The organism is Achromobacter sp. UBA4530, from assembly GCF_002388205.1.
Taxonomy (GTDB): domain Bacteria; phylum Pseudomonadota; class Gammaproteobacteria; order Burkholderiales; family Burkholderiaceae_B; genus Achromobacter; species Achromobacter animicus.
Map to the genome: position 1 here is coordinate 1 of NZ_DGMA01000045.1, position 14,783 is coordinate 14,783.

At 65.8% G+C, this 14,783-nt stretch carries 16 protein-coding genes; 5 read left to right on the plus strand and 11 right to left on the minus strand.

Annotation, left to right across the window (positions count from 1 at the left end):
• Window positions 1–197 precede the first annotated feature (197 nt).
• From B2W22_RS26265 to argB, 5 genes are all read right to left on the minus strand, one after another.
• Window positions 198–1,247, minus strand: coding sequence for an Ldh family oxidoreductase (locus tag B2W22_RS26265; protein WP_175122022.1), 1,050 nt, complete (start codon window positions 1,245–1,247; stop codon window positions 198–200).
• A gap of 9 nt (window positions 1,248–1,256) precedes the next feature.
• Window positions 1,257–2,750: a DASS family sodium-coupled anion symporter gene (locus tag B2W22_RS26270; RefSeq protein ID WP_286940167.1), complete on the minus strand. Its 1,494-nt coding sequence runs from the start codon at window positions 2,748–2,750 to the stop codon at window positions 1,257–1,259.
• 302 nt (window positions 2,751–3,052) lie between these two features.
• Complete coding sequence (gene slmA, locus B2W22_RS26275) at window positions 3,053–3,628, minus strand: nucleoid occlusion factor SlmA (RefSeq protein ID WP_056560305.1); 576 nt, start codon at window positions 3,626–3,628, stop codon at window positions 3,053–3,055.
• A 51-nt stretch (window positions 3,629–3,679) separates the two neighbouring features.
• Window positions 3,680–4,426 carry a pyrimidine 5'-nucleotidase gene (locus B2W22_RS26280; RefSeq protein ID WP_175186357.1) on the minus strand — a complete coding sequence of 249 codons (747 nt, stop codon included), beginning with the start codon at window positions 4,424–4,426 and terminating at the stop codon, window positions 3,680–3,682.
• A gap of 43 nt (window positions 4,427–4,469) precedes the next feature.
• Window positions 4,470–5,372: an acetylglutamate kinase gene (gene argB, locus B2W22_RS26285; RefSeq protein WP_013396740.1), complete on the minus strand. Its 903-nt coding sequence runs from the start codon at window positions 5,370–5,372 to the stop codon at window positions 4,470–4,472.
• 272 nt (window positions 5,373–5,644) lie between these two features.
• Between argB and B2W22_RS26290 the strand changes: the two genes are divergently transcribed.
• Complete coding sequence (locus B2W22_RS26290; RefSeq protein ID WP_056560303.1) at window positions 5,645–6,433, plus strand: MetQ/NlpA family ABC transporter substrate-binding protein; 789 nt, start codon at window positions 5,645–5,647, stop codon at window positions 6,431–6,433.
• Window positions 6,434–6,675: 242 nt separating this feature from the next.
• Here the strand turns inward: B2W22_RS26290 and B2W22_RS26295 are convergent, their stop codons facing one another.
• The 4 genes from B2W22_RS26295 to B2W22_RS26310 all read right to left on the minus strand — a co-directional run bounded on the left by B2W22_RS26295 (window position 6,676) and on the right by B2W22_RS26310 (window position 9,068).
• Window positions 6,676–7,170 (minus strand): peroxiredoxin family protein, encoded by a 495-nt coding sequence (locus B2W22_RS26295; protein ID WP_056560300.1) that lies wholly within the window; start codon window positions 7,168–7,170, stop codon window positions 6,676–6,678.
• Window positions 7,167–7,913 carry a BON domain-containing protein gene (locus B2W22_RS26300; protein WP_175122025.1) on the minus strand — a complete coding sequence of 249 codons (747 nt, stop codon included), beginning with the start codon at window positions 7,911–7,913 and terminating at the stop codon, window positions 7,167–7,169. Before B2W22_RS26300 ends, B2W22_RS26295 begins: the two co-directional genes overlap by 4 nt.
• Entirely contained in the window at window positions 7,910–8,503 is a 594-nt protein-coding gene (locus tag B2W22_RS26305; protein ID WP_175122026.1) for a phosphoheptose isomerase, read from the minus strand. The genes B2W22_RS26300 and B2W22_RS26305 overlap by 4 nt, the downstream gene beginning before the upstream one ends.
• Window positions 8,504–8,588: 85 nt before the next feature.
• A complete protein-coding gene (locus B2W22_RS26310; RefSeq protein WP_286940171.1) occupies window positions 8,589–9,068 on the minus strand; it encodes a YraN family protein in 480 nt (159 codons plus the stop codon).
• Window positions 9,069–9,133: 65 nt separating this feature from the next.
• Here B2W22_RS26310 and rsmI point away from each other — a divergent pair, with 65 nt between their 5' ends.
• Both rsmI and B2W22_RS26320 read left to right on the plus strand, forming a co-directional pair.
• Window positions 9,134–10,069 (plus strand): 16S rRNA (cytidine(1402)-2'-O)-methyltransferase, encoded by a 936-nt coding sequence (gene rsmI, locus B2W22_RS26315; RefSeq protein ID WP_175122028.1) that lies wholly within the window; start codon window positions 9,134–9,136, stop codon window positions 10,067–10,069.
• Between the two features lie 3 nt (window positions 10,070–10,072).
• Window positions 10,073–10,657: a methylated-DNA--[protein]-cysteine S-methyltransferase gene (locus tag B2W22_RS26320; RefSeq protein ID WP_175122029.1), complete on the plus strand. Its 585-nt coding sequence runs from the start codon at window positions 10,073–10,075 to the stop codon at window positions 10,655–10,657.
• A 12-nt stretch (window positions 10,658–10,669) separates the two neighbouring features.
• On the opposite strand, the gene B2W22_RS26325 is transcribed toward B2W22_RS26320, so the two are convergent.
• Window positions 10,670–11,629: a septal ring lytic transglycosylase RlpA family protein gene (locus B2W22_RS26325; RefSeq protein ID WP_286892043.1), complete on the minus strand. Its 960-nt coding sequence runs from the start codon at window positions 11,627–11,629 to the stop codon at window positions 10,670–10,672.
• On the minus strand, window positions 11,626–12,498 hold the full coding sequence (rapZ, locus tag B2W22_RS26330) for an RNase adapter RapZ (RefSeq protein ID WP_175122771.1): 873 nt from the start codon (window positions 12,496–12,498) through the stop codon (window positions 11,626–11,628). Before rapZ ends, B2W22_RS26325 begins: the two co-directional genes overlap by 4 nt.
• A 195-nt stretch (window positions 12,499–12,693) precedes the next feature.
• On the opposite strand from rapZ, the gene B2W22_RS26335 reads away from it, so the two are divergent.
• A complete protein-coding gene (locus B2W22_RS26335; protein ID WP_175186332.1) occupies window positions 12,694–13,452 on the plus strand; it encodes a c-type cytochrome in 759 nt (252 codons plus the stop codon).
• Window positions 13,453–13,464: 12 nt separating this feature from the next.
• Complete coding sequence (locus B2W22_RS26340; RefSeq protein WP_286940172.1) at window positions 13,465–14,748, plus strand: c-type cytochrome; 1,284 nt, start codon at window positions 13,465–13,467, stop codon at window positions 14,746–14,748.
• Window positions 14,749–14,783: the final 35 nt, after the last annotated feature.

Sequence of the window (14,783 nt, forward strand, 5' to 3'; positions counted from 1 at the left end):
CGCATCCACACCATACAAGGTTGAGGACGGGGCAGTCCGGAGCGAAGGCTCCGGACCGCAATCGTAGCCCCGCGCACCCAAGCCCCCGCTACGGCGGGCGTCTAAAGAACCCACCTGAATGCCAGCCTCAACGTTCCGCCTTCGAAACCGCCACCGCCAACACCGACCAAATCAACGCTGCCGTTCCAAAACTCACCTTAAGGCAACGCCTCAGGCACCCCAAGCTCCACGGCCAACTTCGTCAACCCATCCCAGATCCGGCTATCAAATTCCACCGAATCCGCATTGACCGCCCGATTCCGAGCTTCGTATTCACCCGGATACTGCACCGACTCAACCCCAGGCTGCGGCTTGCACGCATGCAGGTAGTCGATGAACGCGCCGACTTCCATCGACCGCCAGTCAGTATTGAAGTCCACCTGCGGATCCAGCAGCAGCGCGAACATGTTGTTGGTCGCCACGCCGATGCGCGGATGTTCAGGCTGGATCGTGCCGCCGCCGGACAGCACACCCGCGAGCAGTTCGGCCACCAGTCCCAGCGCGTAACCTTTGTGGCCGCCGAATGGCAACAACGCGCCGGGAGGATCGGTAAAGAGCGCACCCGGGTCAGTCGTCGGATTGCCCTCTGCATCGATCAGCGAGCCTGCCGGCGCCTGTTCGCCCTTGGCAGCCAGCACGCGCGCCTTGTTCACCGCGATCGAGCTGGTCGCCATGTCCACAATGAACGGCGGGCGGCCGCCAGGCAACGGGCCCGCGAAGCACAGCGGGTTTGTGGTCAGGCACGCTTGCGCGCCGCCGAACGGGGCGACGGTGGGCGAGCGGTTGATCACGTTGGTAAAGGCCAGCAGGATCAGCCCCTTGGCCGCCACCATTTCACCGAAATGGCCCATGCGGCCGAGGTGATGGCTGTGACGCAGGGTCAGAATGCACTGGCCGTGTTCCTGCGTGCGCTCGATCGCCTTTTCGATGACCACCTTGCCCACGTATTGACCCAGTCCGTGGTGGCCATCGTAGGCCAGCATGGCGCCGCGGTCGTTGAGGAGTTCGGGGCGGCCGTCGGGCTGAGCCAAGCCCTCGGACAGCACGCGGCGGTAATTCGTCAGGATCGACAGGCCGTGGCTTGTGTAGCCGACGCGGTCGGACTCCACCAGATGTTCGGCCACGTCGCGGGCAATGTCTTCCGGCACGCCTTGTGCCATCAGCACCCGGCGGCCGTATTCGTTGGCTTGGGCTAGCGTGATTTTCATGACGACTCCTTACAGCCAGCCCAGCCAGCGCCAGTACGTCATGCCCATCAGCAGCATCAAGAGGTAGCCGACGATGGTCACGATGATGCCGACCTTGGCGAACTGCTTGGCGTTGAATGTCTCGGTGCCCAGGCACACCATGTTCTGCGGTGCGTTGATGGGCAGGATGAAGCCGTAGCTGACCACGAAGCCAAGCAGCATTGTCATGCCCAGGCGGCTGAAGTCGCCCGGCAGCGTTGCCAGCACCGAGATCAGGATGGGCAGCATGGCCGAGGTCAGCGCGGTGGCGCTGGCAAAGCCCAGGTGGATGACGATCAGGAAGGCCGCCAGGATGGCGAAGATGGCGAGCGGGCCAAGATGGTCCAGGCCGGTGTGCAGCACCACCTGGTTGCCCAGCCACTGTCCTGCCTGCGTCGTGAGCAGCGCCGTGCCCAGGCTGATACCCACGCCGAACACGATCACCGTGCCCCATGGAATACGCGATTGCACGTCTTTCCACGTCATCACGCCAAAGCGCGGCAGCATCAGCAGCACGAGGCCGAAGTAGGTGGTCGAGGTGGTGTCGAACTTGTGCAGCTTGCCTTCGGTGGACCAGAACAGCAGCAGCATGACCGACACGGCCATCAGGCGCTTTTGCGCACCGGTCATGGGACCCAGGTCGAGCAGCGATTTCTCGACGGCCTCCTTGCCGCCGGCGATGCTGTTGCTTTCAGGCGGCAGCAGCTTGAGCACGATGACGATCAGCACGGCCGACATGATCAACGACCAGGGGGCGCCGGCGATCAGCCAGTCCGACCACGCCACTCGTTCGCCCAGCATCTTTTCCATGAAGCCGACCGTCAGCAGGTTCTGCGCGGCGGCGGTCTGGATGCCGACGTTCCAGATGCTGGTGGCCTGGGCCACGATGATCATGATGCCGGCCGCGATGTTCGAGCGCTTGTCCACGCCGAAGGCAGCGATGACGCCTATCATGATCGGCACCACGGCGGCGCTGCGCGCGGTGGCGCTGGGCACGACCAGGCTCAGCACGATCGTCACGGCGATACATCCGATGAGGATGCGGCGCGTGCTGGTGCCCACCTTGGACAGTGTTACCAGCGCGATGCGCCGGTCCAGTCCGGTGAATGTCATGGCGGCGGCAATGAACAAGGCGCCGGTGACGAGCGCCAGCGCCGAGTTCGCAAAGCCCGTCAGCGCCATGCTGATGGCGGCGGACGTGCCGTAGAGAACGTTGGGGTCTTTGATGGTGGGCGCGGTGCCCAGAAGGAAAGCCATCAGCGTCGTGATCATGATGGCGCTGGCTTCGTACGACACGGCTTCGGTGATCCACACGACCACGGCGAACGCCAGGATTGCCAGCATGCGGTGGCCTGCAACGGGCAGGTCTGCGGGCAGGGGCATCATTAAAACGCCGATCATCACGAGGATGCCGGCGATGAGCCCGATTGGAATTTTGGTTTTCTTGGGGGCTTGCGAGGCGGGGACTGCGGTTTCCGCGGCCATATCCTTCTCCGGTTGAGGTCAAACTGACGAAACACCGCCCGCGAGCACGGGGTCAATCAAATCGGTGTGTCGACGCTACAGGATGATCGTGACGGCATTGTGGAAAACCCGTATTGATGAACATCAAGAAGGTGGAGAACAGCGCTTGTGGAAAACTCGTCCTGGGCATTATGCTCGTCGCCCCCCGCGCGGGGCAAGCATGCGAGTGTTGCATCGGCGCGAACCAATCGGATCACGATGCGTGCGGCCGACCCGCGAAAAGAACCGGGATTGGTACGTGAAATGGCGCTAATGCGGGCGCATCAGCCCAAGGCCAGACGCAGCTGTTCGTCCAGATGCAGCGTGGGCGTGACGCGCCATCCACTTTGCGCGTAGCGCAGCCAGCGGCCCAGCACCAGATGCGTCAGCAGGCTGGCATGCGCGGCAACGTTGGCTTCCTGCGGCAGGCCGCCGTCGGTGATGGCGATGCGCAGCGATTGCTTCAACGACGCCTCGATGCGGTCGTTGATGTGGTTGATACGTTCCTGCAGCCGGTTGTCTTCCGTGACCAGTGCATCGCCGGTCAGCACGCGGGTCATGCCCTTGTTGCGCTCCGAGAACGTCAGCAGCATGGAGACCGTCTTGTGGGCTTGAGGCAATCCGTAGGGCTCGGCGGTGGCGATCTGGTTCACCAGCGTGAAGATGCTGGTTTCGATGAACTCGATCAGTCCTTCGAACATCTGCGCCTTGCTTGCGAAGTGCCGGTAGAGGGCGGCTTCGGAGACCTCGAGGCGCGCGGCCAGAGCGGCCGTGGTGATGCGGGACGCGTGCGGCTGCTCCAGCATTTCGGCCAGAGTCTGCAGAATCTGGGTCTTGCGCTCGCCGGGTTTGCTCGCCATGGGAGGGACTGCTTCGCGCAGGATGACGGGTGGAGGGGATGCTGCGAGCCGTCAGCCCCGCAGGGGGCGTCGGCGTAACAATAAATCACTGACGCAGTTTACCCGCAAGTCGACGTAGGCCGGGCGGTGCGAGCGTCCGCGGCCGAAGGGCGTGCCGGGGTGATACACGTGGACCGTCTTCAGGCCGGCCAGACGGGCGCCCCGCAGGTTGGCCAGCGTGTCTTCGACCAGCACGGCGCGGTGGGCGGGAACGCCTTCGCGCGCCAGCACGTAGCGCAGCAGCGCCGCGGAAGGCTTGGGCCGGAACTCGCCATGCAACCGCATGTGCTCGATGGCCCACAGGCTGTCGAACTGGCGCAGGATGCCCAGATGCGACAGGACGGACCGCGCATAGTGCAGCGGCGCGTTGGTCAGCAGGACCTTGCGCCCGGGCAGGCGGCGCAGCTTGTAGGCAAGCGCCTTTTCCGAGCGCATCAACGGCGCGACGTCGAAGTCGTGGCTGCGATGCAGGAATTCGTGGGCGTCGACGCCGTGGTGGCGCACCATGCCGATCATGGTGGCGCCGTAGCGTTTCCAGTACTGTTTGCGCACGAGGTTGGCGGCATCCACGTCCACGTTCAGCGCCTCGGCCACCGCCATGGTCATGCCGTGGTCGATCTTGGAGAAGATGGCGTGCGAGGTGTCGTGGAGCGTATTGTCCAGATCGAACAGCCACAGGCGCTCGGGCGCGCCTGTGGCAATCCCGCGGGAGCGGCGCATCCGCACCGCGGGCCGCAGCAACTGGCGTCGCGCTTGCATCATGACGATCGCGCGGCGCGCCGTGCTGCGGGGGTGTGCGTCATCAGTGCGAGCTGATCATCGTGCCGACGCCCTGGTCGGTCAGGATTTCGAGCAGCAGGCAGTGCGGCACGCGGCCGTCGACGATGTGCACCGAATTGACGCCGTTCTTGGCGGCGTCCAGCGCGGACGAGATCTTGGGCAGCATGCCGCCGGAGATCGTGCCATCGGCAAAGAGCTCGTCGATGGTCTGGGCCGACAGGCTGCGCAGCAGCTTGCCGCCCTTGTCCAGCACGCCCGGGGTGTTGGTCAGCATGAGCAGCTTTTCGGCGCCCAGCACTTCGGCCATCTTGCCGGCGACGACGTCGGCATTGATGTTGTAGGCCGTGCCGTCCTCGCCATAGCCGATGGGCGAAATGACGGGGATGAACTGGTCGTCCTGCAGCGCCTTCACGACGGCAGGCTCGACCATCGTGATGTCGCCGACGAAACCGATGTCGATGGGCTCGGACGGGTTGTCCTTGTTGGCCATCAGCTTCTTCTGGGCCTGGATCAAACCACCGTCCTTGCCGGTCAGGCCGACGGCCTTGCCGCCAACCTCGTTGATCATCATGACGATGTCCTGCTGGACCTGGCCGCCCAGCACCCATTCCACGACTTCCATGGTCTCGGCGTCGGTGACGCGCATGCCCTGGATGAAGGTGCCTTGCTTGCCGATGCGGCGCAGGGCGTCATCGATCTGCGGACCACCACCGTGGACCACCACCGGGTTCAGACCCACCAGCTTGAGCAGCACGACATCGTGCGCGAAGCTGCGCTGCAATCGCTCTTCCGTCATGGCGTTGCCGCCGTACTTGACCACGATGGTCTTGCCGTGAAATCGTCGGATATACGGCAGAGCCTCGGACAGCACGGCAGCTTTGACGGCGGGAGACGAAACGGCAGCAGGGTCGGGGGTGTCGGTCATGGCAGCTAAGTCGGCAGATAAATAACAAAAAAGTTGATGGGCGTTAAAAAAATGCCTGCACAAGAACGCGGTTGGAACGCGCCTAGCGCAAGCATACGACGGATTGTAGTCCCCACAGGTTTCTTATGCTGCAAACCCATGTCCATATGCCCGACAAATAACCGGCATTCAGGTAAATTGGGGGCGTTTTCACAACGGCACGCCCCGCAAAAGGGGGCCTGCCCGAACCTGCGGGACATCGATCCCGGTTTTCACCATAAAAGAGGCAACACATGCGTTTGAACTTTGTCCGTTCCGCCCTGGCGGCGTCGGTCCTCCTGGTTGCCGCCAACGCGGCCCACGCCGAAAAGGTGGTCGTGGGCGCCACGCAGGTGCCGCACGCCGAGATCCTGGAAGTGGTCAAGCCCAAGCTGGCCAAGGAAGGCGTGGAGCTCGACATCAAGGTGTTCAGCGACTACGTGCAGCCCAACCTGCAACTGGCGGACAAGCAACTGGACGCCAACTTCTTCCAGCACAAGCCGTACCTGGAAAGCTTCAACAAGGATCGCAAGGCAACGCTCGTGCCGGTGGCGCTGGTCCACGTCGAGCCCTTCGGCGGCTATTCCAAGAAGATCAAGAGCCTGTCCGACCTGAAGGACGGCGCCACGGTCGCCATCCCCAATGACCCGTCCAACGGCGGCCGCGCCCTGGTGCTGCTGCAGAAGCAGGGCGTCATCAAACTCAAGGATCCGGCCAACATCCTGGCGACCGCCGCCGATGTCGTCGAGAACCCCAAGAAGTTGAAGTTCCGCGAACTCGAAGCCGCCATGCTGCCGCGCGCGCTGGACGACGTGGACCTGGCGCTCATCAACACCAACTACGCGCTGGAAGCCGGTCTGGTGCCGACCAAGGATGCCCTGTTCATCGAAGGCGCCGATTCGCCGTACGCCAACGTGCTGGTCACCCGCAGCGACAACAAGGACGCGCCCGGCATCAAGAAGCTGGTCGACGCGCTGCACTCGCCGGAGGTCAAGACCTTCATCCAGGAAAAGTACAAGGGCGCAGTGGTTCCCGCCTTCTGATGCGCGGCGCGCGGGCGGCTGCAACCGCCCGCACCCTGCGATCCGTGCGCTTCATGTAAGAAACTGGCCGCCCGTTCAACAACGGGCGGCTTTTTATTGGAAGGTGCCAGACACCCTTGTGGCGGCTCATCCATTGGGCGATCTTGCCCGATGGGTGTCAGACACCTTCAGCCATCTTCAAGCCCAAAAAAAATCGCCCGCTTGCAGCGGGCGATTCCTTGGGGCTGCGCTGATGCGGCGGATCAGCCGGCGGCCAGGGCCTTTTCGACGGTGGCGTGGAACTCGGCCTTGTCGTATTCGCCCAGGTACCGCTTGATGATATGTCCCTCTTTGTCGATGAGGAACGCGGTGGGCGTCAGGCGGATGTCGCCGAAGGCGCGCGCGATCTCGCCCTTGGTGTCCAGCGCGACCGGGAACGGCAGCTTGCGGGTTTCGGCGAAGTTGAGCACGAAGTTGGGCGGGTCGTAGTTCATGGCGACCGCGATGGCTTCATATCCCTTGTCCGCATACTCGTTGTAGGCGGAGATGGTGTCGGGCATCTGCTTCACGCAGGTCACACAGCTGGTTGCCCAGAATTTGACCAGCACGACCTTGCCGCGCAGGTCCTGCATGGAGAAGGTCTTGCCTTCCAGCGTGGTGAAGGTGACGTCGGGCGCGGTCTGGGCCGGGCGCATGGCGAACCAGGCGCCGATGCCGACCGCCACGAGAACTGCGAGGGCTACGATGGCTTTTTTCATTTGATGGGCATTGCTTCAACGCCGCTGCTCGTGCCGCCGGTGCCAGCCGCGTTGTCGGTGGCCGGACCGGTTCCGGTTTCGATGGGCGCCTTGCTTTCGGTGGTGGCGGGTTTGGAGCCGCTGCCAGACAGACGGATGGCTTCTTCGCGGCTGATGATTTCAAAGAGCTTGACGACTTTGGTCACGCCGCCGACGTCGGCGGTGGCATTGGCGGCGTATTCGCCTTCGACCTGGGTGACTTTGCCCATCAGGTAGACGACGCCGCGATCGGTGGTGACCGCGATGGTGCCCGAGGGCACGTACTTGGTGTTGAGCAGCGCGGTCTTGACCTTGGAGGTCAGCCAGGTGTCGTTGGAGCGCTGGCCGAACGAGGCGATGGGGCCGACGTTGAGCTGGTTGATGACCTGCTTCACGTTTTCGACGCTTTGCGCGATGGCCGTGGCCTGGTTCTTGGCTTCTTCGGAGGGCACGTCGCCGGTCAGCAGCAGGTGGCCGCCGTAGGCCATGGCGTTGACGCGGGCCGTGTCGCCCAGCTTCTGGGCGATCTGGCTCTGGGCCTTGAACGCCATGTTCTGGTCTTCGAGCTGGACGCCGGACGTGCGGCGGTCGGTGACCACGACCGCCGTGGTGGCGGCGGCCCCGCCCACGATCAAGGGCGCGCAGGCCGTCAGCGAAAGCGCCGCGGTCGATAGCGCGGCGGCAAGCATCAGCGGGCGGACTGCGGGTCTGACGTCAAGAATCATTCGGTGTCTCCAAGCAGAAGAGCGTCGATGCCGTCGCACAGCGCGTGCAGCAGCAGAATATGGACTTCCTGGATGCGCATGGTGCGATCGCTGGGAACACATAGATGGACGTCCATCGGGGTAATGAGTTCCCCCATGACGCCGCCGCCCTTGCCGGTCAGGGCCAGCACGTGCATCTCGCGCGCGCTGGCGGCTTCCATGGCGCGGACCACGTTGGGCGAATTGCCGCTGGTCGAGATGGCCACGAGCACGTCGCCGGCCTGCCCGAAGGCGTTGACCTGCCGTTCATAGATTTCGTCAAAGCCGTAGTCGTTGCCGACTGCCGTGAGAATCGAGGTGTCGGTGTTGAGCGCAATGCCCGCGAGCGGCAGGCGCTCGCGTTCGAAGCGGCCCACCAGTTCCGCGATGAAATGCTGCGCGTCGGCAGCCGAGCCGCCATTGCCGCAAGCCAGAATCTTGCCGTTGTTCGCCAGGGCGCCGAACAGCACGTCCACGGCCACGGCCAGCGGTTCGGCCAGGACGTTCATGCTTTGTTCGTGAGCGGCCATGGCGTCGCGAAAGTGCGACGTCATACGAGAGGTCATATCCATGGGCGCGATTATCTCACGGGGCAGGGCCGCGGTTCTGTCCATGCGCAACGTGGGCGAGGGGGGATGTCACGCCAGACCTGCTGGGTCATGGCAGCCAGAATGCGCCGCGCAGCCAGGCGGGGTCGCCGCTGTCGAAAACCACGGCGTCGAAGCGGGCGGGTGGGACCAGGCCGCCCCAGTGCCGGCGGGCCAGTTCGGGCAGCCAATACGCCGCCGCGCGGGCAAGGCGCGTCTGCTTTTCGGGGCCGATGCTGGCGGCGGCGCCGCCGAAGCGGCTGGCGGCGCGCGCCCGGACCTCGACGAAGACCAGCGTGTCGCCCTCGCGCATGACGAGGTCGATTTCGCCGGCGCGGCAGGCCAGGTTGCGCGCCAGCAGCGTCAGACCCTGAGCCGCCAGCAGGCGCAACGCCGCCGCTTCATGATGGTCGCCGCGCCGCTGGGTGGGCGAGCGGCGCGGGGGCGGGCGGTCGGCAGGCGTGCGCCCGGTGCGCCGCCGGGGTTTTGCGGCGCGGCGGCGTGCCGCCAGGGCAAGTTCGCAGGCCAGGCGCAGGGTGTCGTCCGTCATGGGATTCCGAAAGCAGCGGGCATAGGCGGCTACACTGACATGGTTTTTCGTGTCAGCAGGCAGCAATGAATCAAAACGTCTCACCTCCCATTGCCGGCGATGCCTGGTCCCGCGTGTCGGAACGCGTGGCGGGCCAGCATTGGCCAGCCTCGACGCTGTATGTTGTGGCCACGCCCATCGGCAATCTCGGCGATCTGGGCCTGCGCGCCTGGCACGCCCTGCAACGGGCTGACGTGATCGCTGCCGAGGACACGCGCGCCAGCCGCACGCTGCTGGACGCCTGGGGCGTCAGCACGCCGCTCATGGCGGCGCATCGCCACAACGAGGCCGCCGCGGCGCAAGCCATTTGCGAGCGACTGGCGCAAGGCCAGCGCGTGGCCTTGGTGTCCGATGCCGGCGCGCCCGCGGTCAGCGACCCCGGCGCCCGCGTGGTCCGCGCCGTGCGCGCCGCCGGCTATGCGGTGGTGCCTGTACCGGGCCCCAGCGCCGTGATCGCAGCCCTGATGGGCAGCGGCGTCACCACGGACGAGAACCCTGCCTACGCCTTCGCGGGCTTTGCGCCGTCCAAGGCGGTGGCCCGGCAGCGCTGGCTGCGCCAATGGTGCGCGTTGCCCGCGCCCGTCGTGATGTTCGAATCGCCGCACCGGCTGGCGGCCACCGTTGCGGACCTGCTCGAGGTCTGCGGTCCGGAACGTGAACTGACCGTCGCACGCGAACTGACCAAACGCTTCGAAGAGATCGGCACCGTCAAGCTGGGCGAGGCCGCGGCATGGCTGGCCGCCGATGCGCATCGCGAACAGGGCGAGTTCGTGCTGATCGTCCATGCCGAGGCGGACGCGCCTGAGTCTGACGACGTCGATCCCGCCCACGACGTCCTGCTGGACGCCTTGCTGGAGTCGCTGTCCGTGCGCGACGCCGCGCGGGTCGCGGCCAAAGTCACCGGCCAGCCGCGCGACGTGCTCTACAACCGGGCCCTGACCCGCAAGAAGGGGCAGGAGTAAGCCATGGTGTATTCGACCGTCGTGTCCAACAAGCCTGCCGACCCGCAAGAGCGGCTGACCTATCGCGACATGCCCACGCCGCTCGGTGATCTGCGCCTGGTGGCCAGCCCGAAGGGATTGCGCGGCGCGTGGTTCACCGATCAGGCGCTGCTGCCGCCGCCGGATGGATGGACGCTCACCGATAGCGATCCGTTCCTGGAGCAGGCGCGGCGCGAACTTGACGAATGGTTTGCTGGCGAGCGCCGCCTGTTCGACGTGACGCTCGACCCGGTGGGGACGACCTTTCAGCACCAGGTCTGGCATGCGCTGTGCGCGCTGGAATTCGGCACGCTCACCAGCTACGGCGAACTGGCCCGCACGGTGAACCGGCCCAAGGGCGCGCAGGCAGTCGGCGGCGCGGTCGGCCGCAATCCCATCAGCATCATCATCCCTTGTCACCGCGTGATCGGCGCGGACACCTCGCTGACGGGCTTTGGCGGTGGATTGCCGCGCAAGCAGGCGCTGCTGGCGCATGAAGGCAACCGCTATGTGAGCCGCAGCGCGCACGCGCGCCGGGTGTGCGACGGGCAGGCAGAGCTGCCCTGGTAGCCGTCGTTCCGCTTACTGCGACGCGATCGTCGGCAGGATGCCGATCCGGTCGGACACCAGCGGCACGGCATTGAGCGCGCTTTGGCGATCGGGATACGGACCGATCCGCACGCGGTACAGATTATTGGCCTGTTCCACCGACGCCGGCGGCGCGCCTTCGGCGCCGAGCTGCGTATTGATGCGGCTGACCAGCGACTGCGCGTTGCCGGGCTGGCTGAACGCGCCCACCTGCAGGTAGACGCTGCCCGTGGCGGCGCCGACAGCCGGACGCATCGGGGCGGGGCTGGGCGCGGCAGGCGCCAGGGGCTCGGGCGCGAGAGCCACGGGGGTGGACGTCACCGGCGCCATGACCGGCGTGGAGCCCGTGGCCGATTCCGGTTCCGGCGCGGGGGCCGCAGGCGCGCCTTGCGAGGCCAGACGACGGATCTCTTCGGCCTGGATGGCTTCCACGACCACTTGTCCGCTGCCCGGGCCGATGATGCCCAGCTTGTAGGCCGCGACGTAGGACAAGTCCATGATGCGGTCGCTATGGAAGGGGCCGCGGTCGTTCACCCGCACGATGATCGTCTTGCCGTTGACCATGCTGGTCACCCGCGCGTAGCTGGGGATCGGCAGCGTCGTGTGCGCGGCGGTCATGGCATACATGTCGTAGGTCTCGCCGATCGACGTGGAGTTGCCATGGAATTTCTTGCCGTACCACGAGGCGATGCCGCGCTTCTTGTAGGCCTGGCCGCTGGTGTCGGGTACGTAGCGCTGGCCGAATACGACGTAAGGCCGGTTCGCGCCGCTGGCGTAGGGTTCCAGCTTGGGCACCGCGTCGGGGATCTGGTCCAGGTTCGACGGCGGATTGGCGTCCGGCCCGTCGTCCTTGTAGTAGCCGCCCTTCTTGCGTCCGCCGCTGGTGGAGCAGCCTGCCACGGCGATCGCCAGCAGCAGCATGAAAAGGAAATGAAGCGGGCGGGAAAGCGTCATGCGGTTTCGTCGGGCAGTTGCGTGCGGTGGCGCACCAGCAGCGGGTCGTGGTCGGCAAAGCGCAGCGCCAGTTGCTCCACGATATACACCGAGCGGTGCTGGCCGCCGGTGCAGCCGATGGCCACGGTCAGATAGTTGCGGGTGTCCTGCGTGTACAGCGGCAGCCAGCGTTTCAGGAAGCCTGCGATGTCGTCGATCATCAGGCCCACTTGCTCGTACCCGGCGAGCCACGTGGCCACGGGTTCGTCGCGGCCGGTCAGCGGACGCAGGTTGCGGTCGTAATGGGGATTGGGCAAGCAGCGCACATCGAACACCAGGTCCGCATCCCCCGGCACGCCGCGCTTGTAGGCGAAGGATTCGAACGTCAGCACCAGCGGCGCGCGGTCCGCCTTGATCAAGTCGCGGATCCAGGCACGAAGCTGGCCGGGCGTCAGTTCTGACGTGTCGATGACGTGTTCCTGCTCGCGCAGCGGCGCCAGCAGCTCTCTTTCCAGCGCAATGCATTCGGTCAGCGACGGCGCCGTGCCGCCGCGTTGCAGGCGGTCGGTCAGCGGATGACGCCGGCGCGATTCGGAATAGCGCTGCACCAGCGTGGCCGTGTTGGCATCCAGGAAGACCACGCGCAGGCTGGTGCCCATGGCGCGCAGCGCGGTGACCACGTCGGGCAGTTCGGCCAGTTCACCCGGTGAGCGCACGTCGATTGCGACGGCGACGCGTTCCATGCCGTCATCGCGCGCCTGCGCAATGAACTCGGTCAGGAAACGGACGGGAAGATTGTCGACACAGGTGTAGCTCGCGTCCTCGAGCATGCGCAGCGCGACGGATTTGCCGGAACCGGAAATGCCGGTGACGAGGACGACTTTCAACATGGACATGATTGTGGCACGCTTTTCCAGGACGATGCCGGCGGGATAGCATCTGATATGGCCATAAACTCAGGATCTGCGCCTGTTCCCCGCTGCATGCCCTGACGTAAGCTAGGGGCCGCAGACGCCGCAGTTCCATCGCAGTTCCACTTTTACGCGCCCCGCCATCACGATTCGGGGGGTTGGAATTTGACCTAGATGTTAGCCCTCATTTCCTCTTGTAGTGTTTCACTGCCGCGGTTTTGGGCCTTCCGCAGCGCTTTGGCGGCTGCGGCTGTTGTGTTTATGTCCGCGCCGACGCTGGCGCAGCAGACGGCGCCGCCTACGCTGCAGCCCGACACCATGGCGGCCCGGGTCGCGGCCTGTACCGCCTGTCACGGCGCACAGGGCAGGGCGGGCGCCGACGGCTACTATCCGCGGCTGGCCGGCAAGCCGCAGGACTACCTTTATCACCAGCTTCTGAACTTTCGCGACGGGCGGCGGCAGTACCGGCCCATGACGCACCTGCTGGCCGGCTTGCCCGACGACTACCTGCGCGAGATGGCCGCGTACTTTTCCGAGCAGCATGTGCCGTATCCGGCGCCTGTTCGTGCGGACGTGTCTGCTGCCACGCTGGAGGCCGGTCGCCGACTTGCCAAGGAGGGCGATGCGGCGCGCGGCCTGCCGGCCTGTGCGTCCTGTCACGGCGCGGCCCTTTCCGGCATGCTGCCCGCGATCCCAGGCCTGCTGGGTCTGCCGCGCGACTACATCGGCGCGCAGATCGGAGGCTGGAAGAACGGCCTGCGCCGCGCCGCCGCGCCGGATTGCATGGCCGACATCTCCCACAAGCTCACCCCCAACGATATCGGCGCCCTGGCGGCGTGGCTGTCGTCGCAGCCCGTCGTCGAGCCCTACGTGCCCGACGCCGCGAATTCGGTCCGGCTCCCCGCGGAATGCGGCAGCCAGGCGCAACGCTGAACGGGGCCGCGAATGACGCTGATGAAAAGAATCCTGGTTGTTCTGCTGCTGGTGGTCGTGGTGGCCGCAGGCACGTTGTATTGGCTCGGCACGCGTGACGATGCCAGCACCGGCCCCGCCGTGGCGGCGGCCGACGGCGCGGCGCAGATCGAGCGTGGCCGCTACCTGGCGCTGGCTGGCAACTGCATGGCCTGCCACACCAGCCGAGGGGGCAAGGCGTTTGCCGGCGGCACCCCTGTACCCACGCCGTTCGGCACGGTGTACGGCCCGAACATCACGCCCGACGCGGAGACCGGCATTGGCGCCTGGACGGCCGACGACTTCTGGCAGGCGCTGCACAACGGCAAGTCGAAGGACGGCACGCTGCTGTATCCGGCGTTCCCCTACACCGAATACACACGCGTTACGCGCAGCGATTCGGATGCGCTGTATGCCTATTTGCGCAGCATTTCGCCCGTCAGGCAGGCCAACCGACCGCCCGAGATGGCCTTTCCGTACGACCAGCGGATGCTGCTGGCGGCATGGCGCGCGCTGTATTTCAAGCCGGGAGCGCAAGAAGCCGATCCCGGTCAATCGGTCCAATGGAATCGCGGCCGCTATCTGGTCGAAGGGCTGGGCCATTGCGCGGCCTGCCACACACCCCGCAACAGCCTGGGCGCCACGCGCAGCGGCGACGCGCTGGCCGGTGGCGTGATTCCCGTGCTTGACTGGTACGCGCCGCCGCTGACGAACGACATGCAGACCGGCATGGGGCGCTGGTCGGCGCAGGACATCGCCACGCTGCTCAAGACCGGCATTGCGGCGCATTCGACGGTCAGCGGGCCGATGGCGGAAGTCGTGCTGGGCAGCACGCAGCACCTGACAGAGGATGACGCGCTGGCCATCGGCGTGTATCTGAAATCGCTGCCCGCCACGCCGCCCGCAACCGATGCGCGTGCCGCCGCACCCGCGCCCGCGGCCATGGAGCTGGGCGGCAAGCTGTACAGCCAGCAATGCGCGCAATGCCACCAGGCGGACGGCAAGGGCAGCGGCACGGCGTGGCCCACGCTGGCCGGCAATCCTACGGTGACTGCGCCGTCGCCAGTCAACGCCATCCGCATGGTGCTGGACGGCGGGTACGCGCCCGCCACGGCTGCAAACCCGCGTCCTCACGGCATGCCGCCATTTGGCCAGGTGCTGAACGACAACGACATTGCGATGCTCGTGACGTACATCCGCAATAGCTGGGGCAACGAGGCGGGCGGGGTCAGCGCGCTGGAGGTCAAGCGTGCGCGGGCGTCGTCGACGTTGAATTAGCGCTGATGAAGGCCGCGGGCAGATGTCCCGCGCGC